The sequence below is a fragment of the Geobacillus sp. C56-T3 genome (assembly GCF_000092445.1).
Classification (GTDB): domain Bacteria; phylum Bacillota; class Bacilli; order Bacillales; family Anoxybacillaceae; genus Geobacillus; species Geobacillus thermoleovorans.
In genome coordinates this window covers 1,316,113-1,332,313 of sequence record NC_014206.1, presented here as the reverse complement: position 1 = coordinate 1,332,313, position 16,201 = coordinate 1,316,113, and the positions used below count along the sequence as shown (strand labels likewise).

The window sequence follows — 16,201 nt, the reverse complement described above, 5'->3', positions numbered from 1 at the left end:
AGTAAAAATGATCGCTGTACCGAAGCAGAAAGGAGCCATGGCGAAATGGGAAAAGATCGACAGGAAAAAAAGCTGAAGCAATCGCGGCGCGTCGAGTCAGACCGGGATCAGTCCCTCTCCTATAAAGGAGCGGCTCGGCTCGACACGCCGGAGGAAGCGCGGGAACGGAACCGCCATTAAGAAAAAGCGGTCCTTATCTTCCCTTGCGGCCGCTCTTGTCCCGATGCGAGCAACAGCCGCACCCTACTGCAATGAATCAAGCAAAAAAGCTCCCTCCGTCCAGATGGCTCAAGCCATCGGACAGAAGGGAGCTTTCGCTTTGTTTTGCCAGCTAGTTGATCTTGCGGCTCTACATTACTTTAATTTTTTCAGCTGCTCGCCAATCACTTCGCCGAGCTGAAAGCCGCGCGTTTCCGACGTTCTTGTGTATTGGCTGTAATCCTCGGCCGGCGCGGCCGCCTCTTCCTCAAGCAGCGCGCGGATGCTGAGGGAAAGGCGGTGATCCGCTTCGTTGACGTCGAGCACTTTCGCCTTCACCACGTCGCCTTCTTTCAGCACTTCATGCGGCGAGCCGATGCGGCGGTTGGCGATTTGCGACACATGCACCAATCCTTCGACGCCTGGGAAGACTTCCACAAACGCGCCGAACGAAGCGAGCCGTTTCACCGTCCCGGTGACGACATCACCCGGTTTCACTTTTTCACTGAGGCCTTCCCATGGGCCCGGCAGCGCTTCTTTGATCGACAGCGACAGGCGCCCGTTCTCCGGATCGACGGCCAACACTTTCACTTTCACCACATCGCCTTCTTTCACCACTTCCGACGGATGAGCGACGCGCGTATGGGAAAGCTGGGAAATATGTACGAGCCCATCAAACCCGCCGACATCGACAAAGACGCCGAAATCGGCAATGCGGCGGACGACGCCATCCAACACTTGCCCCGGCTCAAGGCGGGAGAGCAGTTCTTTTTGCTGCCGCGCTTGTTCTTCCTCAACGACCGCCCGATGCGACAAAATGACGCGGTTTTTCTCGCGGTCAAGCTCGACGACTTTCACGGAGAGCGTTTTTCCTTTATAATCGGAAAAATCTTCGACGTAATGCGGCTCGACAAGCGACGCCGGGATGAAGCCGCGCACTCCGACATCGGCGACAAGACCGCCTTTGACGATGTCTTTAATGACTGTTTCAAATGTTTCGCCGTTTGCAAATTTGCGCTCAAGATCTTCCCACGCCCGCTCGGCGTCCACCGCTCTTTTCGATAAAATGAGCAACCCTTCTTCCCCGTCTTTTCCTTCTTCCACTTTTTTGACTTTGGCCGTCACTTCATCGCCGACAGCGACGGCATCGCTCGGTTTTTCAATATGCAAGTTCGACAGCTCGCTGATCGGAATGATGCCGCTTTGCTTGCTGTTTTCCACCTCGACCAGCACTTGCTTGTCCTCAAGCTTCACCACTTTGCCGCGGACGATATCGCCCACTTCATACACATTGACTTGCACATTCATCTCTTCTGTCATCGCAAAAACCCTCCTTCATCGACTGACAACTGTCAAAAGCGCGCCTCGCGCCGAGGCCGCGGCCGGCTGTCGGCAAAATAAGGACGCTTTTCTAGTTAGTATACCATATTTTCTCAATCAACATGTACTATAATGCTCATTGAGGCGGCGGAAGGGATGCATCGAACAGCATGTTCCTTTCATGCTCGCTGATGCTCTTCCAGCAGCCGGCGGATATGATCCATAATGTAATCGGCCGCTTCTTCTGGGCTCGCTTTCCGCGCGCGCAGCGGCGCCATATCGACCGGCGCTCCGTACACAACCTTAAGCGGCACAAACGGACGGTACGGGCCGACAATGGCGCACGGGACAACGGCGGCATCGGTGCGCAAAGCGAAAAAGCCAACGCCGGGCAGCGCCTTTTTCAGCCGGCCGTCTTTGCTGCGCGTCCCTTCCGGAAAAATGCCGAGCACTTCGCCTTGCTTCAGCACCTCAAGCCCCGTGCGCAGCGCTTGGCGGTCGTTCATGCCGCGCTTGACCGGAAAGGCATGCAAGCTTTTGACGAGCGTTTTCACGACCGGTGCGCGAAACAGCTCTTCTTTCGCCATAAACCGAATCGGCCGCGGCGCCGTAATGCCAACGACCGGCGGATCTAGGTTGCTGATATGGTTGGCGCAAAGAAGCACGCCGCCTTCCTTCGGAAATTGTTCAACCCCGATCGTTTGAATGCGGTACAAAGGAGTGAGCACTCCCTTGACGATCCCCTTGGCGAATGAATAAAAGTCCACCGTCATCCAATCCTTTCGTTGACAATCTCCATAATCCGCTCCACCACTTCCTCAATCGACAGCGATGTCGTATCGATTTCCACCGCATCCGGCGCCTTGCGAAGCGGCGCTGTCTCCCGTTCCGAATCGAGCCGGTCGCGGCGGGCGATCTCTTCTTTCAGCTTTTCAAGATCGGATGGAAAGCCGCGCGCAAGATTTTCCTCATGCCGGCGCCGCGCCCGCTCCTCGACCGACGCTTTCAGGAAAATTTTCACTTCGGCGTTCGGCAGCACATGCGTTCCGATATCGCGCCCGTCCATGACGACGCCGCCCCCTTCCGCCAAGGCGCGTTGGCGGGCGACCATCTCCTCGCGCACAAGCGGATGCTTCGCGACAAGCGACACCGCATTCGTCACCGCCTCACCGCGGATGATGTCGGTCACATCGTCGCCATTGACTAGGACGATCTGTCCATGCGGCGACGGTTTCAACTCAATCGATGTATCGCGAAGCAGCGACAGGAGCGCCTGCTCATCATGGATGTCGACGCCGCATGCAAGCGCCCGGTACGTCAGCGCGCGATACATGGCGCCGGTATCGATGTATACGTAGGAAAGCCGCCTAGCGATCCGTTTGGCGACCGTGCTTTTCCCCGCCGCGGCGGGTCCGTCGATCGCGATGCTGATTCGTCGTTTCATCATTTCCTCCTGCTTTACCGAAAATCGCTTGATGAGTGCACAAAGAAAAATGCAGGAAAACCCTGCATGTCTCCATGTTCATTGTACCATATCCGCCGTCAACGGTCGACGGCCGTTTCAACTGTTTTCGTTTTTTCCGGCTTGGCTACCCCTTCGTATTCGTACACCTTGCCGATATACAAGGGCGCTTTCGTGTACAACACAAGCCATTGGGCGATCAACAGGCAAATCGTCTGGATGACGACAAGCTTCCACAACAGCTGTTCGATCCGTTTCATGGCGCAAGCCTCCTGCTTCCCATTTTTTCTAGCAGTATTCCACGCGCCCAGCTCATTTATTCTGTTCGTTCTCCCATTTTCTCTCCTCAAGCTGCCGTTCAAAGCTGTAGCGAATGAGCCGGACGCGGTCTTGGGGGGCGAGGTCTGTGAACTCCACCGACATTTTCGCCATGCCGCGCTCGTCATCAGCCATGCGCACAATCGACGCCTTCGTTTGCACGTAATGGTATTCGCCGGAGCGCATCGCCAACACGAGCCAAAGCTCGACCGCCATGCCGGGGCGAAGAAGCGGAGCGTGCGCCGGCGGTACAAGGAGGGCGGCGCCGCCGGCGCTGATATCCACCGTCATCGTCACAAACGGAGCGAACTCGCTGTCAGACGGATGGACGGCCGCATCGACATTCGCTTTCACCCGCACATAACGGCGGCGCTGGATGCGCACGACGTATTCCTCGCCCGGGTAAGCCAAGACGACCATCGGCAACGGATCGCGGATTTTCCCCTTCACTTCGGTATCAAACATGTATAAACCGCCGTCTTGCCCGACAAAAGTCGCTTTAAACTGCATCCCGTTCAACAAATAAACGGTTTTTCCACTCTGTTCATCGATCGGATAGCTGATATGAACCGCCCCGTCAGCAACGGCGAGCGCTTTGCTTCGGTATTGCCGCGCTGAGCCGTCCGACGGCTCAAGCCGGATCGAATCTCCGATTTTGATCATCATGGTCCCTTTTCTTCCCCTTTTCAGTCAGCTGCCGAACCGGCGATCGTTTCGCCGATCCGCATGATGTCCCATGACGATTATACCATACCGTCCGGCTGCCTTTGACCAAAAAAAGAGGAAAAGCCGACAGCCCCAGCTTTTCCTCCCTTGTTTTCATCTGTAATTCGGCTCTACGCTTTCAAGCTTCTCGACTTTTTCTTCAAGGCCGGTTGCGGCGTTAATGAACAGTTGATACGTTTCATCGCCAAGCGTTCCTAAAAACTCATAGCAAAGCACCGGTTTTTGCAAATCGTTCATAATGACCGCCTGGCGCTCTTCCATCACTTTCAAATGTGGGTTTAACTTTTTCTTCACCGCCTCGACGGTGAGCGTCGGTTTGGGCAACGGACGCGGAATGGACGATGACAAATAGTCGCGCGCCGTAAAGCCGACGACATGGCCGTTGTCAAGCGCCACTTTCATTTGGATCGCTTCCGGGTAAATGCGGACGCCGTTTTCGCTTTTGACAAACGTCAGCACGGCGACATTATCGTATTGCGTGCTGTCGTACAACTCAAAGCCGGTGAATTGATGCCGTCGCAAAAACGCCATCCCACGGTTGGCCGCCTCATGCAAGCTGATCTTCGGCTTGCCGATTGGCCGGCTGTTTAACGCCCAAATCGGATATCCGCCGTTTTTCGTCACATCCATATAAATGTCGCCCTTTGTTTTCGGATCGTGAATCGTTAAACTGTAAAAACGCTCATCCGCCCCATTGCCGCTGTCCGTCACCTTGATTTTCTCTGTTCCTTTTAAGCCGAGAAACTCGCGGGCGATCCGTTTCGCCTCGTCTTTGGAAATCGGGCGCCCTTTCGCGCGGACAAAGCCTTTTTCCTCGTTGGCGAGGCCGATGAACGACGGGCCGAACTCGGACGAACTTGAGAATGTATCAACATTTTTCTCCACCGCTTTTAAGCCGTCAATAATGATGTTGTCGCCTTTCTCGTCGTTCGTCGCCAGCGCCAGTTCGACGTCCATCCAGCGCAAATTGTTTTCCAGCACTAAATGCTGCACGTTGCGCAATTCTTGGCGGATCGCGCCGGCGCTTTTGTACAGCGCCTCGAGCGTCTTGTGCTCTTCTTCGGTCAACGGCTCTTTTTCCAAATTGCGCACGGCCGTCCGGTAGCTGAACTCGCCGATTTTCGACAAAAACTCTTGCGTCTTGTTAAACGGCAAAAGCGACAGCGGCAGTTGGCCGACATCGGAATGGGCTTCAGACGCGATTTTCCACACTTCGGCGAGCGCCGGCGACAATGAGGCTTGCGAATTCATCGCCAGCGTCGCTCCAAGCTTGTCATGCAGCAAATCGATCTGGTAGGCCAAATCGTGGAACGCACGCTGGTAATTGTTTTCCGCATGAATTAAGATCGCGTTTTTTTCCTGATGCTCGCGGTAGCCCCAGTAACCAGTGCCGACGACAGCGACGACAAGCGCCGCAATCAGTAAGTTTCGCACCATCTCGTCTCCCTCCTTTTATTTGCAAAAAATATGGTTTCCAATCCGTTTGATTTGCGGACGGCTCCAAATCCATGAGCTCGTCGCCGTGGCTGGGTTGAAGTAGTAAATCGCCCCGCCGGTCGGGTCCCAGCCGTTGATCGCATCAAGCACCGCTTTTTTCGCCGTTTCATTCGGCGTCAGCCAAATTTGCCCATCGGCGACCGCGGTAAATGCGCCTGGCTGAAAGATCACCCCGGCGACCGTATCCGGAAACGACGGATGCTCCAGCCGATTTAAAATAACGGCGGCAACCGCCACTTGTCCGATGTACGGCTCCCCGCGCGCTTCCCCGTAAACGGCGTTTGCCATCAGCCGAATATCGTTTTGCGAAAACCCTTTCGGCACGTTCGACGCCGTCGTTTTCGCCGCCCGCACTGAACCTGCTGAACCGCCGCCGCGTTTTTTCACCTGCTGGCTGAGCGGAATGCCGCCGTAATGGGTGAAATCGTTTCCTTGGCGGATTTGCTCTTTCACAAACTGCTCGTAATATTTTGAAGCGTTCACAAGCTTCCGTTTCGTCTCCGATCCGGCTAGTCCATCGACCGGCAAGCCGTATTCGTATTGGAAATTGCGCAGCGCCCAATACGTTCGCCAGCCAAACACGCCGTCAATTTTGCCGTTGTAAAACCCAAGGTATTGCAGCCGCGCCTGCAGTTCAATGACATCATCGCCAACTGCTCCACGCTGAATCACTTGCGGGGAAAACGCGAAAGCATGGCCTGATGGGTACATGCATGTCCAAACAGCCAATGCGATGAATAGAACCCATTTTCTTGCCATATGTGAACCTCCCGTCAACACTCACCGTTTTTACCCCTATTTTCCTTCCGTTTCCCTTTTTTATGCGAAAAAAAGAAAAAAGCCAAAGCTTTTACGCTTGGCTTTTCACAGGCGGCACCGCTTGAGGGCGGGCGTATCCTTTCGCTTGTTTTACTTTGCGCAACGCCGCCCACCATAAGGCGAGCATAAACAAACCCATGTAATAGCCCCATCGCTCTTTGGCGAGCAACAGCCAGTCATAGACGCCATGAAGGAAAAACGGCAACAAAAACGACGCCCATAAATAATAGCGGCGCTTTTTTACGGCAAACTTCGCCTTGCCGAAATAAAACCCCATGATGACGGAAAAGAGCGCATGACTGGACACCGGCAAAAGCGCCCGGGCAATGGCCGTCTCCACTCCGTTGGCCAACAAGTACAAAATGTTTTCCAGCGTCGCGAACCCAAGCGAGACGCTGGCGCTGTACACAATGCCGTCATACGGCTCGTCAAATTCGTCGTGGTCATACACAAAAAAATAAACGACAAACCATTTGACAAACTCCTCAAGGAGCGCAGCGGAAAGAAACGCCTCGGCTGCCGGCGACGCGACGATCCCTTCTGCCGCCAGCACGTATTGGATGAACATGATCGGAAACACAAGCAAGACGCCGAATAAAAACATGCGCAACACAAACGAAAGCGGCTCAGCCTCATACTCGTCCTTTAAATAAAAATAACTAAGCAGCGCCACCCCGGGGGCGACGCCGGCGGAAATCAACGAAAACATCCTCGATCCCCGTTTCTTTGGCATTTTTAACTTCATCGTACCACGAAACAGGGGAGAAAAAAAGAGGAATTGCTGGGCCGCTTGTTGCCTAATAAGCGAACAAGCCATCAACGGCGGCGTCGGCCGCAAGAGCGACAGCGAGCTTGATGCGCGCCTTTTTCGCATCGTAGTCGCTGCCAAGAATAACCCCTTTCTTATGCAAATCGTAGGCGCTGCCGGGGTAATCGTACGTTGTATACACCGCCCCTTCCTCGGCGCTCGTCGTCACAACGACTTTGATCCCCGCTTCGATGGCTTTGACGATTTCATCGACCATTTTTGGCGCCACTTGCCCGCGGCCGACCCCTTCGAGCACAATGCCAGCGACGCCGCTTTCTCGAGCCGCTTTAATGAACTTGCCGTCCGCCTCCAAGTAGCATTTCACAATGTCCACCGGCGGAAGCGGGCGCACAAGCTTGTAATATTCGCGTCGGATCGGCTTTTGGTACACGTACACCTCATCGTTGTCAATGATGCCTAAATAGCCGAAGCCGAAAGCGTTGAATCCTTGAATGTTCGAGGCGTGTTCTTTTTTCACGTATTTCGCGGCAAAAATGCGTTCATTGAACACAACGACCGTCCCCGCCCCACGCAACGGCTCGGCGCACGCGGCGTAAATGGCATGGCGGATGTTGATGTACACATCGCTGCCCAAATCAGACGGCGCCCGCTGCGAACCGGTGACGACGATCGTCCGCGGGTCATCGATCGTCAAATCAAGGAAATAGGCCGTTTCTTCGAGCGCATCGGTTCCGTGAGTGACGACGATGCCATCAACGGATGGATCGGTGAAATGCGCCTCAATCCGTTTTTTCAGCTCAAGCCAATGCGAAAACGTCAAATGCATGCTTGGCAATTGAAATACGCTTTCCACGATGATTTCAATTTCTTTCGGCAAATGGCACATCGCCGCGAGTTCTTCACCGCTTAGCGCCCCAGCCCGCAGGCGGCCGGAACGTTCGTTTCGCTTGCTCGCAATCGTGCCGCCGGTTGTCAGGAGCACCACTTTCCGTTTCGTCACGCAAGCCACCCTCGCTTTCTCGCTTCAGCATCATTACACGAGTGTTGATTATCCATTATTTTACTAAAAAACAAAGAATGATATGGCTGAACACAAGCTTTTCTGCCTCTTCCCTCGAACAAGAACGCCGGCGGGCAAATGTCATTTGCCCGCAAAGCGTTCATTGTTCGAGGAGGGCATGCCGTCATATGCCCAGTCGATGTATTGGCCAAGAAGCGCTACTGCAGCTGCTTGGCTGACCCCTCCCGTTCGCGCTTGGCGATGCAGGCGGCAATAGCGTCTCCATGGAAGCGGCCGTTTTCGATAAAAATTTCATTCGCATCGTTGCCAGCGGCGATCACCCCGGCGATAAACACCCCCGGCACGTTTGTTTCCATCGTCTCCGGATCATAATGCGGCCGGCCGCTTTCCGGGTCGATCTGCACCCCGATGTTCATCAAGAAGCGATGATCCGGACGGTAGCCGGTCATGGCAAACACAAAGTCGTTTTTGATTGTTTTCGTTTCCCCGTCCACTTCATACACGACCGCATCTTCGGTAATTGCTTTCACATGTGCGCGAAACTCCATGCGGATGACGCCTTTCTTCACAAGAGAGTCAAACTCCGGCAAAATCCACGGCTTAATGCTTTTCGAATACTCGTTGCCGCGATACAGCACTGTCACGCGCGCCCCAGCTTTCACAAGCTCCATCGCCGCGTCGACGCTCGAGTTTTTCCCGCCGATGACAACGCAGTCGGTGTTGAAGTACGGATGCGCTTCTTTAAAGTAATGCATCACTTTCGGCAGCTCTTCCCCCGGCACGTTCATATAGTTCGGATGGTCGTAATAGCCGGTGGCGATGACGACGTACTGCGCGCGGTACGTCCCTTTTGTCGTTTCAATAAGAAATGCTCCATCTTCCTGCGGCTTGACGGCTTTCACTTCTTCAAACGTATTGACGCGCACTTGCTTGCGAACCACGACTTCCCGGTAATAAGCGAGCGCTTGATTTCGCGTCGGCTTCCGGTTTTCCGTGATAAACGGCACGCCGCCGATCTCGAGCCGGTCGCTCGTGCTGAAAAACGTCTGATGCGTCGGAAAACGGTAAATCGAATGGACGATGTTTCCTTTCTCGATCACCAGCGGCGAAAATCCGGCGTCTTGCAAAGCAATCGCCGCCGCCAGCCCGCACGGACCGCCGCCGACAATAATGATTTTCTCCTCTTTCATCGTTTTTGCCACCTCGCATGAAGCAAAAAATCCCCTATCTTATGATAGGGGATTTCACCAAAGCTTGCAAACATCGGCGCTTGCTCGCCTCACACCCAGCCGCGGAACCGGCACGCTTCCGCCATTTTGCGGACGCCGACCATGTAGGCGGCAAGGCGCATGTCGACGCGGCGCGTCTGCGCCATTTCATACACGTTGTTGAACGCTTTGACCATCACTTTTTCAAGCCGCTGTTCCACTTCTTCTTCCGTCCAATAGTAACCTTGGTTGTTTTGCACCCATTCGAAGTACGACACAGTCACGCCCCCAGCGCTTGCAAGCACGTCCGGAACGAGCAAAATGCCGCGCTGCGTCAAAATTTCCGTCGCCTCAAGCGTCGTCGGCCCGTTCGCCGCCTCGACGACGATGCTCGCCTTAATGCGCGGAGCGTTTTCGGCCGTAATTTGGTTTTCGATGGCCGCCGGCACCAAAATATCGCAATCAAGCTCAAGCAGCTCTTGATTCGAAATCGTATTTTTAAACAGCTTCGTCACCGTGCCAAAGCTGTCGCGCCGTTCAAGCAAATAGTCGATGTCGAGCCCGTTCGGGTCGTACAGCGCGCCGTACACATCGGAAATGCCGACGACTTTCGCCCCGGCGTCGTGCATAAATTTGGCCAAATAGCTGCCGGCGTTGCCGAACCCTTGAACGACGACGCGCGCCCCCTTGAGCGACAAGCCGCGTTTTTTCGCCGCCTCGCGGATGCAAATGGTCACTCCTTTGGCCGTCGCCGTTTCCCGGCCGTGCGAACCGCCGAGGACAAGCGGCTTCCCGGTGATAAACCCTGGCGAATCGAACTCGCGGATTCGGCTGTACTCATCCATCATCCACGCCATAATTTGCGAGTTCGTAAACACATCCGGCGCCGGAATGTCTTTTGTCGGTCCGACGATTTGGCTGATGGCGCGCACATAACCGCGGCTTAGCCGCTCGAGCTCGCGGAACGACATCGTGCGCGGGTCGCAGACGATGCCGCCTTTGCCGCCGCCGTATGGCAAGTCAACGATGCCGCACTTTAAGCTCATCCAAATCGACAGCGCTTTCACTTCTCGTTCCGTCACATCAGGATGGAAACGCACGCCGCCTTTCGTCGGACCGACCGCATCGTTATGCTGCGCGCGGTAGCCGGTAAAAATTTTCACCGACCCGTCGTCCATGCGCACCGGAATGCGGACTGTCAACACGCGGATCGGCTCTTTTAACAGCTCATACACTTCTTCCGGGTAGCCGAGCTTTTCCAACGCTCTATGTATAACAATTTGTGTCGACGCCAGCACGTCGTATTGTTGTTCTTTCTCTTCCGTATGCTTATCGGCTGCCATACGTAAACCTCCTATAAGCTCGCTATAATAATTTGTCGCCTTTCATGTCATAGTATACACCTTCTGTGGCCGGATGCAAAGGAAAAATGGCGAAGCGGCGTCGAACAGTTGGCGCAAAAAAATAGACTCCTTGTCCATTTCAAGGAGTCTTTCTATGCCTTAGTTGGCGCGGAAATAACGAACGAGCTGTTCGATCGCGCGGCGCTCAATCAGCCGCTTCCCATATTCTTGCACACGATGTATCGTTATCGTAGCCGGGTTGCCAAACTCGGCCAGCAAGGCGACAAAGTTGTCGAGCGGAATTGGGGGCTCTTCGGGAACATGCAAGTAAAAGCGGCCTTGATAGGAATAAAGCGTGCCGTCGAGGCAACCGACCGCATGCAGGCGATGAGCGAGCTGGATGACATCTTCAAACGTTTGGAATTCGTAAAATATGTCATCGCTCTCATCGAGCGTTACTTGCATTTCGATATAATCGTCGGCGAATTCTTCTTCCATGTCGTCGTAGTCGCCTTCGTTCGTAACGATAACGACCATGCCCTGCGCCGGTAAAGAGTACACTTCGACCGCGATCGATCCGTTCACTTCAAAACCGAGCTCTTCGCTTGCTTCCTCGATCATATCGCGGAACAGCTGATGGACTTTAAACGTATCTTTCCATAAATCGTCTTTCGTCAACCCGCGGTCCAGCAAATCGTCAAACGTCAGGAAAATTTTGATTTTGTTGTGGGTCAAGCGCTCAAGACGCATCGGCACCCCTCCTTACCTACAGAGCCATCTCTTACCGTTATTGTATGACGCAAGCGGCAATTGGTTCGTTTGTTGTTATTAATGAGTTTACATCGTTTTCCCCGTTTTAGACAAGCATTTTTTCTCGGTTGCTCCCCCGATCAGCATACTTCCTCCTGTCATGGCCAGCGATGCGGCCTCGTCTGGCGGCCTCTCAGCGTCATCATACCATAAAAAAAGAAAAAACGAAAAAAAGCGCCGCCAGCCGCCAATGGAACTGAAACGCCCAATAAAAATGGCCGAGCGCCGCCAAGCTGAACAACCATTGGCCTAAGCGGAGCCGCCGGCCGGACAACAAACGCACCGTCCCGGTTACAGCGATGCTAAGAAGCGCCCCGTTGGCAGCGACGCCGAGCAAAAAACAGGCAAAAGCAAGCCATGTTCGAAACGGGGAAAACAACAGCTGCGTCAAAAACAAGGTTGGGGAAAATGGCTCAAGGGGCGGCAGCCAGCGAAAAACTCACATTTCGCACCCTAACAAGGTCAAAACAAAGGATTTTTTATTTAGTTTTTCAGAATAACTTTTTGACCAACACAACGAGCGATGGCAATCCTTTTTTTACCATCGCTAGTCGTTCTGTATCATGTTAGACGTAGATGCTCTCATCCATGCCCAATCCCTGCAGAATCCTTCGCTGATCCGGGTTGAGGGAGCGATCCAGTGCGCGTTGGATGCGTCCATCCGGCAGCTGGAACAGGACGACGTTCACATATTGAAACAGCTGAAAAATCGCCTGCCCGGTTGGCCGGGTCAGCTTGCGGCCTCCAGCCCCTTTTAACGGGTGTTCCGGTGTGATGAACTGACGCACCCGGCGCTGAAAAACGCGGTAAATCGCCAAGGCCAAGAGAAATAGATAGCCCAATACGGCAACTCGTTCTGGCTTTTTGACATAAATCTCATCCGTGAAAAACGGATCTTTCAAAAACGCGAAGTTCATTTCCACCGAGATTTGCCCTTTATACAGCTTCAAGATCTCTTGGGCATCCATTTGTTGGCCCTTCCATTCCTTCGGAACGGTCGTGACGAGGACAAACCGGGACGCTTTCCGTCTTGCCTGTTCCCATGCCGGTTGGTCGAATTCGACGTTTAGGCGAAGGGTGTACAGCGTCTCCGTCTCGGGTTCCGCCCCTTTTTTCGGCCGTCCTCGCCGTTTTTTCGGACGCACGATCTCTTCGACCGCGGCCTCCACTCGATGAAACCGAGGGCGAAGGGACGCCTTGAGGGACGTCAAGGCTTGTTCGGCGTCTTCGCGGCAGGAGAAGGGGTGGCGCTCCCAACGGACTTGTTCCTCACGAAGAAGCTCCGCTTCTTTGACCCGCTCTTTTTCGAGCGTCTTTCCTTTGCGCTGGTCGAGCGCGCTCGATTCAACGACGATCAGCCGAACCGGGTGGCCTTCATAGGTCGCGGCCGTTTCCCATACCCGGTACGTGGCGCCGTTTCTCTCCGCCAGGGTAAAGGGTTCGCTCCACGGGATGTGAGGCGAATCGGCCTCCGCGAGCGCCCGTTTCACGATCCGAAGCGACGAAGGGCCTCTGGTGATCAAAAAGGCATGGGCGGCTTTCGTCTGCGCCAAGGTGTCTTTCGTCATGGCAGCGGAATCAGCCACGTAAATCCATTCGTCGTCGATCTTGGCTTGTTTGAACTGTTCGTGGATCCGCGACAGCACCTCAGGATTCCACGCCTTATCCGATAGATTGCCGTCATGCACATCGCCGTAAAACGGGATGCCATCCTCGTTGCCGACCAGCCCGAAGCCGATCTGTTTTTGCCAACGGTGATGGCGGTTGTAGCCATGTGTGATCTGCAAAGCCTCTAATGAGGCCGATTCATACGCTCCGTAAACCGTCTTGTCCGTCGTATCAGCGTGAAAGGCTCGGAGGGAAAGGCCTTCTTTGCGATAAATGTGAATCAAGCAAGTGCTGATGACCTTGTGAATATCGGCCTCATACAAGCGGTCGAGATGACGGGCCAAGGCATCGTCGTTCAACCAGGAAGGCTGGAGACCGGGACGGATGAGTTTCTCCAGATCGATCTCCTGAGCCCATCGTTCTAAGTGAACCAGGGCTTGCCGGCCGTCAAATAGATTGTAAAGGATGGCTTGAACGGCATCGCTGACTCGCGTTTGGCATTGTGGATCGACGGGCACAAGATGGTCAATCAAGTGGGGGATGTCGAGTTTTTTGACTAGAACACTTATTATATTCAAATAACCATTACGATAGACCCCTTTGACTTTCACATTCATGAGAGAAAAACTCCTTTACGTTCCTTGTGTGTCAAGGATTCATTCGACATCGGAATGAAAAAATCCTCCCGATTTTCGTCGGGAGGGTGCGAAATGTGAGGAAAAAACAAGTAAGTGCACAAAACAGCAGCCATGGCTGTCATCGATAGGCGGCCCATTTTTTTCCTCCTTAGTTTTATTCCTATAATTCGTCATGGCAAACAGGCATGAACGATACCGCTCTATCATACATATAGACTGAACTTTGCCAAAAAGGAGGGGTTTTATGTTTACGACGCGCAAACAATATGAACCATACATCAGCCCGTTTGACCCGTGCCCGCCGATCCACGTCAAAACGTACGTCACGGCGCCGAACTTATACGTCGGCTTCCAGCCGCCAAACTTGCCGCAATTTCCGCTTCGCGAAGCGCTAATGAAAGGAACGCTTTGGCAAGTGTTTTACGATCCATATTACAGCCCTTACGAAACGAAGACAAAAGGTGATGGCTCATGAAACAAAGGCCGAAAGAGTATTACGAGCAGCTTGAGGAGCTGCAAGCGGTCGACTTTGCCCTCGTTGAACTGACGCTCTATTTGGACACCCATCCAACCGACTACCAGGCAATTCAACAATTTAACCAACTCGCGCAAAAGCGAAAGCAGCTGAAAAAACAGTTTGAAGCCGCCTATGGTCCGCTTGAGCAGTTTGGCCATAGCTATTCCAATTACCCATGGAACTGGGACGACACGCCGTGGCCTTGGCAAGTATAGCCGATTCATCACGAACGCAAGGGGGGACGGATCATGTGGATTTATGAGAAAAAATTGCAATACCCAGTCCGCGTCAGCACGTGCAACCCGCGTCTGGCGAAATATTTAATTGAACAGTACGGCGGGGCAGACGGAGAACTGGCCGCTGCGCTCCGTTACTTAAACCAGCGTTATACGCTGCCGCCGAAAGTGATCGGGCTGCTGAACGACATCGGCACCGAAGAGCTCGCCCATCTCGAAATGATCGCGACGATGGTGTATAAACTGACGAAAGACGCAACGCCGGAGCAGCTGAAAGAAGCTGGGCTGGAGCCCCATTACGTCGACCATGAGCGCGCCCTCTTTTACCATAACGCTGCCGGCAACCCGTTTACGGCGACGTATATTCAAGCAAAAGGCGACCCGATCACCGACTTGTATGAAGACATCGCCGCCGAAGAAAAAGCGCGCGCCACTTACCAATGGATCATCAACATGAGCGATGACCCGGATTTAAACGACGGGCTCCGCTTTTTGCGCGAGCGGGAAATCATCCATGCCCAACGATTCCGGGAAGCGGTGGAAATTTTAAAAGAGGAACGCAGCCATAAAAAAGTGTTCTAGTCCGATGAGCCGGGCACTGTCTCCCGCTCAGCTTTGTTCATAATAAAGATTGATGTCGTATTCCCGTTTCATCCATTCAAAGAGCCGATGGCGCCGACTCCATTGTTCCTCATCCTTCCATAAATCGATGCTTTTTTGGATGATTTCGCAGCGGAGGGCTTGAAAGTCGTCTTCCGCCTTTTCGCTTTTTCCTTTGTAATAGACAGCCGCCCAATAAACGGCGCCTAGAAGAAGCAGAATGAACACATGGGCCGGCGCGGCGAAAAACCAGGCGACCCGCTCGCTCCATGTTTCAAAAGCCGCCGCCTTGGCCAAAAGATAAAGAAGGAAAACGGCCAAACCGGAAAACGCGGCCGCCTGCAAGAGCAACGTCCGCTTTTCGAGCCGCTCCCATTTTTTCTTTTTTTCGATGACGGCCATCAACATTTCCTTCGCCACTTCATCGATGGGAAACTCATCCGGGAAATGGACCATCTCCTCTCCCCCTTGTCCCGTTTCTATTGTCCATCATATGCCGCAGACGGTGGCGTTAGAACAAAAAGCTGAGGGCAACGGACAATATTGGTTCAAAAAAGCGTCCCGCTTACTGTTCGCCGCGAAGCGGGATGCGCAGCGTTTGCCCCGGCTGAAGGCGGCCGGTCGATAGGCCGTTTTCCTTTTTAATGAGATCGATCGCATCAGGCGTGCCGTAATATTTCATGGCGATGCTGTAGAGCGTTTCATTAGCTGCGACGACATGGGTGATGATTTTTCCTTGTTCATCATCAGTCTTTCCCCATTGTTCAGTCTTTTCCCAACCGCCGACGCTTCCTCGGTCGGCGGCGCCCTTCTGCTTCGGTTTGGCCGCCTGTTCTGTCCCCTTGACTTCGTCGTCTCGAATAATGCGCACCGTCTCGCCCCCTCTTTCTTCATGACGGACGACCGTCACAGAGCCCGACTTCGATTGGACATGATGGATCGCCAACACAGCCGCCGGCAAGATCAAAAACAAGAACAGAAGCAGACGAGACGGAACGTATTTCCGTTTTTGCTCTTCTTTTTTTCGCCGCCGTTTGATGCGCGATGACGGTGCGCTCTCGTCCAACCTCAGGCTCCGCCGCGTCCGGCTCTCCTCTGTCCTTCCCATGGC

The 16,201-nt window shown here is 53.8% G+C and carries 19 protein-coding genes and 1 pseudogene; 4 read left to right on the top strand and 16 right to left on the bottom strand.

What is annotated here, in order from left to right:
* The first annotated feature begins 45 nt into the window (after positions 1-45).
* Positions 46-180: a YpzI family protein gene (locus tag GC56T3_RS18465; protein ID WP_013144883.1), complete on the top strand. Its 135-nt coding sequence runs from the start codon at positions 46-48 to the stop codon at positions 178-180.
* 174 nt (positions 181-354) lie between these two features.
* Here the strand turns inward: GC56T3_RS18465 and rpsA are convergent, their stop codons facing one another.
* From rpsA to GC56T3_RS06715, 14 genes and pseudogenes are all read right to left on the bottom strand, one after another.
* Positions 355-1,518 carry a 30S ribosomal protein S1 gene (rpsA, locus tag GC56T3_RS06780; protein ID WP_013144882.1) on the bottom strand — a complete coding sequence of 388 codons (1,164 nt, stop codon included), beginning with the start codon at positions 1,516-1,518 and terminating at the stop codon, positions 355-357.
* Between the two features lie 179 nt (positions 1,519-1,697).
* Positions 1,698-2,291, bottom strand: coding sequence for a 1-acyl-sn-glycerol-3-phosphate acyltransferase (locus tag GC56T3_RS06775; protein ID WP_041468310.1), 594 nt, complete (start codon positions 2,289-2,291; stop codon positions 1,698-1,700).
* Positions 2,288-2,962, bottom strand: a complete 675-nt coding sequence (gene cmk, locus GC56T3_RS06770) for a (d)CMP kinase (RefSeq protein ID WP_013144880.1) — start codon at positions 2,960-2,962, stop codon at positions 2,288-2,290. The genes GC56T3_RS06775 and cmk overlap by 4 nt, the downstream gene beginning before the upstream one ends.
* Before the next feature lie 98 nt (positions 2,963-3,060).
* Positions 3,061-3,240 (bottom strand): YpfB family protein, encoded by a 180-nt coding sequence (locus GC56T3_RS06765; protein WP_013144879.1) that lies wholly within the window; start codon positions 3,238-3,240, stop codon positions 3,061-3,063.
* A 52-nt stretch (positions 3,241-3,292) separates the two neighbouring features.
* Positions 3,293-3,961, bottom strand: a complete 669-nt coding sequence (locus GC56T3_RS06760) for a flagellar brake protein (RefSeq protein ID WP_013144878.1) — start codon at positions 3,959-3,961, stop codon at positions 3,293-3,295.
* Between the two features lie 156 nt (positions 3,962-4,117).
* Positions 4,118-5,461 carry a germination protein YpeB gene (gene ypeB, locus GC56T3_RS06755; protein WP_013144877.1) on the bottom strand — a complete coding sequence of 448 codons (1,344 nt, stop codon included), beginning with the start codon at positions 5,459-5,461 and terminating at the stop codon, positions 4,118-4,120.
* Positions 5,462-5,476: 15 nt separating this feature from the next.
* Complete coding sequence (gene sleB, locus GC56T3_RS06750; protein ID WP_012820745.1) at positions 5,477-6,280, bottom strand: spore cortex-lytic enzyme; 804 nt, start codon at positions 6,278-6,280, stop codon at positions 5,477-5,479.
* 91 nt (positions 6,281-6,371) lie between these two features.
* Positions 6,372-7,049, bottom strand: a complete 678-nt coding sequence (gene prsW, locus GC56T3_RS06745) for a glutamic-type intramembrane protease PrsW (protein ID WP_012820744.1) — start codon at positions 7,047-7,049, stop codon at positions 6,372-6,374.
* A gap of 88 nt (positions 7,050-7,137) precedes the next feature.
* Positions 7,138-8,109, bottom strand: a complete 972-nt coding sequence (locus tag GC56T3_RS06740) for an asparaginase (RefSeq protein ID WP_012820743.1) — start codon at positions 8,107-8,109, stop codon at positions 7,138-7,140.
* 218 nt (positions 8,110-8,327) lie between these two features.
* Positions 8,328-9,320 (bottom strand): YpdA family putative bacillithiol disulfide reductase, encoded by a 993-nt coding sequence (locus tag GC56T3_RS06735; protein ID WP_013144876.1) that lies wholly within the window; start codon positions 9,318-9,320, stop codon positions 8,328-8,330.
* A gap of 89 nt (positions 9,321-9,409) precedes the next feature.
* Positions 9,410-10,681 (bottom strand): Glu/Leu/Phe/Val dehydrogenase, encoded by a 1,272-nt coding sequence (locus GC56T3_RS06730; protein WP_011231719.1) that lies wholly within the window; start codon positions 10,679-10,681, stop codon positions 9,410-9,412.
* Between the two features lie 159 nt (positions 10,682-10,840).
* Complete coding sequence (locus GC56T3_RS06725; RefSeq protein ID WP_011231720.1) at positions 10,841-11,431, bottom strand: genetic competence negative regulator; 591 nt, start codon at positions 11,429-11,431, stop codon at positions 10,841-10,843.
* Between the two features lie 158 nt (positions 11,432-11,589).
* Positions 11,590-11,927 (bottom strand): annotated as a pseudogene (locus GC56T3_RS06720) (hypothetical protein); the annotation flags it as partial.
* A 130-nt stretch (positions 11,928-12,057) separates the two neighbouring features.
* Positions 12,058-13,716: an IS1634 family transposase gene (locus GC56T3_RS06715; RefSeq protein WP_041468308.1), complete on the bottom strand. Its 1,659-nt coding sequence runs from the start codon at positions 13,714-13,716 to the stop codon at positions 12,058-12,060.
* 265 nt (positions 13,717-13,981) lie between these two features.
* Between GC56T3_RS06715 and GC56T3_RS06710 the strand changes: the two genes are divergently transcribed.
* From GC56T3_RS06710 to GC56T3_RS06700, 3 genes are read left to right on the top strand one after another with little or no spacing between them, the layout of a single operon-like run.
* The gene (locus tag GC56T3_RS06710) at positions 13,982-14,212 is read left to right on the top strand and encodes a spore coat associated protein CotJA (RefSeq protein ID WP_013144875.1); all 231 of its coding nucleotides are present in this window, start codon (positions 13,982-13,984) and stop codon (positions 14,210-14,212) included.
* Positions 14,209-14,469, top strand: a complete 261-nt coding sequence (locus GC56T3_RS06705; protein ID WP_013144874.1) for a spore coat protein CotJB — start codon at positions 14,209-14,211, stop codon at positions 14,467-14,469. The genes GC56T3_RS06710 and GC56T3_RS06705 overlap by 4 nt, the downstream gene beginning before the upstream one ends.
* 33 nt (positions 14,470-14,502) lie before the next feature.
* On the top strand, positions 14,503-15,072 hold the full coding sequence (locus GC56T3_RS06700; RefSeq protein WP_012820738.1) for a manganese catalase family protein: 570 nt from the start codon (positions 14,503-14,505) through the stop codon (positions 15,070-15,072).
* 27 nt (positions 15,073-15,099) lie between these two features.
* Here the strand turns inward: GC56T3_RS06700 and GC56T3_RS06695 are convergent, their stop codons facing one another.
* Both GC56T3_RS06695 and GC56T3_RS06690 read right to left on the bottom strand, forming a co-directional pair.
* The gene (locus GC56T3_RS06695) at positions 15,100-15,546 is read right to left on the bottom strand and encodes a YpbF family protein (RefSeq protein ID WP_013144873.1); all 447 of its coding nucleotides are present in this window, start codon (positions 15,544-15,546) and stop codon (positions 15,100-15,102) included.
* 109 nt (positions 15,547-15,655) lie between these two features.
* The gene (locus GC56T3_RS06690) at positions 15,656-16,198 is read right to left on the bottom strand and encodes a LysM domain-containing protein (protein ID WP_012820736.1); all 543 of its coding nucleotides are present in this window, start codon (positions 16,196-16,198) and stop codon (positions 15,656-15,658) included.
* Between the last annotated feature and the right edge of the window lie 3 nt (positions 16,199-16,201).

Bases quoted from the DNA above. Each gene is read 5' to 3' on its own strand.
- GC56T3_RS06725 (WP_011231720.1), bottom strand. From the start codon at position 11,431: ATGCGTCTTGAGCGCTTGACCCACAACAAAATCAAAATTTTCCTGACG.
- GC56T3_RS06715 (WP_041468308.1), bottom strand. From the start codon at position 13,716: ATGAATGTGAAAGTCAAAGGGGTCTATCGTAATGGTTATTTGAATATA.
- prsW (WP_012820744.1), bottom strand. From the start codon at position 7,049: ATGTTTTCGTTGATTTCCGCCGGCGTCGCCCCCGGGGTGGCGCTGCTT.
- GC56T3_RS06730 (WP_011231719.1), bottom strand. From the start codon at position 10,681: ATGGCAGCCGATAAGCATACGGAAGAGAAAGAACAACAATACGACGTG.
- GC56T3_RS06705 (WP_013144874.1), top strand. From the start codon at position 14,209: ATGAAACAAAGGCCGAAAGAGTATTACGAGCAGCTTGAGGAGCTGCAA.
- GC56T3_RS06700 (WP_012820738.1), top strand. From the start codon at position 14,503: ATGTGGATTTATGAGAAAAAATTGCAATACCCAGTCCGCGTCAGCACG.
- GC56T3_RS18465 (WP_013144883.1), top strand. From the start codon at position 46: ATGGGAAAAGATCGACAGGAAAAAAAGCTGAAGCAATCGCGGCGCGTC.
- GC56T3_RS06765 (WP_013144879.1), bottom strand. From the start codon at position 3,240: ATGAAACGGATCGAACAGCTGTTGTGGAAGCTTGTCGTCATCCAGACG.
- sleB (WP_012820745.1), bottom strand. From the start codon at position 6,280: ATGGCAAGAAAATGGGTTCTATTCATCGCATTGGCTGTTTGGACATGC.
- GC56T3_RS06710 (WP_013144875.1), top strand. From the start codon at position 13,982: ATGTTTACGACGCGCAAACAATATGAACCATACATCAGCCCGTTTGAC.
- GC56T3_RS06760 (WP_013144878.1), bottom strand. From the start codon at position 3,961: ATGATCAAAATCGGAGATTCGATCCGGCTTGAGCCGTCGGACGGCTCA.
- GC56T3_RS06690 (WP_012820736.1), bottom strand. From the start codon at position 16,198: ATGGGAAGGACAGAGGAGAGCCGGACGCGGCGGAGCCTGAGGTTGGAC.
- GC56T3_RS06775 (WP_041468310.1), bottom strand. From the start codon at position 2,291: ATGACGGTGGACTTTTATTCATTCGCCAAGGGGATCGTCAAGGGAGTG.
- GC56T3_RS06735 (WP_013144876.1), bottom strand. From the start codon at position 9,320: ATGAAAGAGGAGAAAATCATTATTGTCGGCGGCGGTCCGTGCGGGCTG.
- cmk (WP_013144880.1), bottom strand. From the start codon at position 2,962: ATGAAACGACGAATCAGCATCGCGATCGACGGACCCGCCGCGGCGGGG.
- GC56T3_RS06695 (WP_013144873.1), bottom strand. From the start codon at position 15,546: ATGGTCCATTTCCCGGATGAGTTTCCCATCGATGAAGTGGCGAAGGAA.
- rpsA (WP_013144882.1), bottom strand. From the start codon at position 1,518: ATGACAGAAGAGATGAATGTGCAAGTCAATGTGTATGAAGTGGGCGAT.
- ypeB (WP_013144877.1), bottom strand. From the start codon at position 5,461: ATGGTGCGAAACTTACTGATTGCGGCGCTTGTCGTCGCTGTCGTCGGC.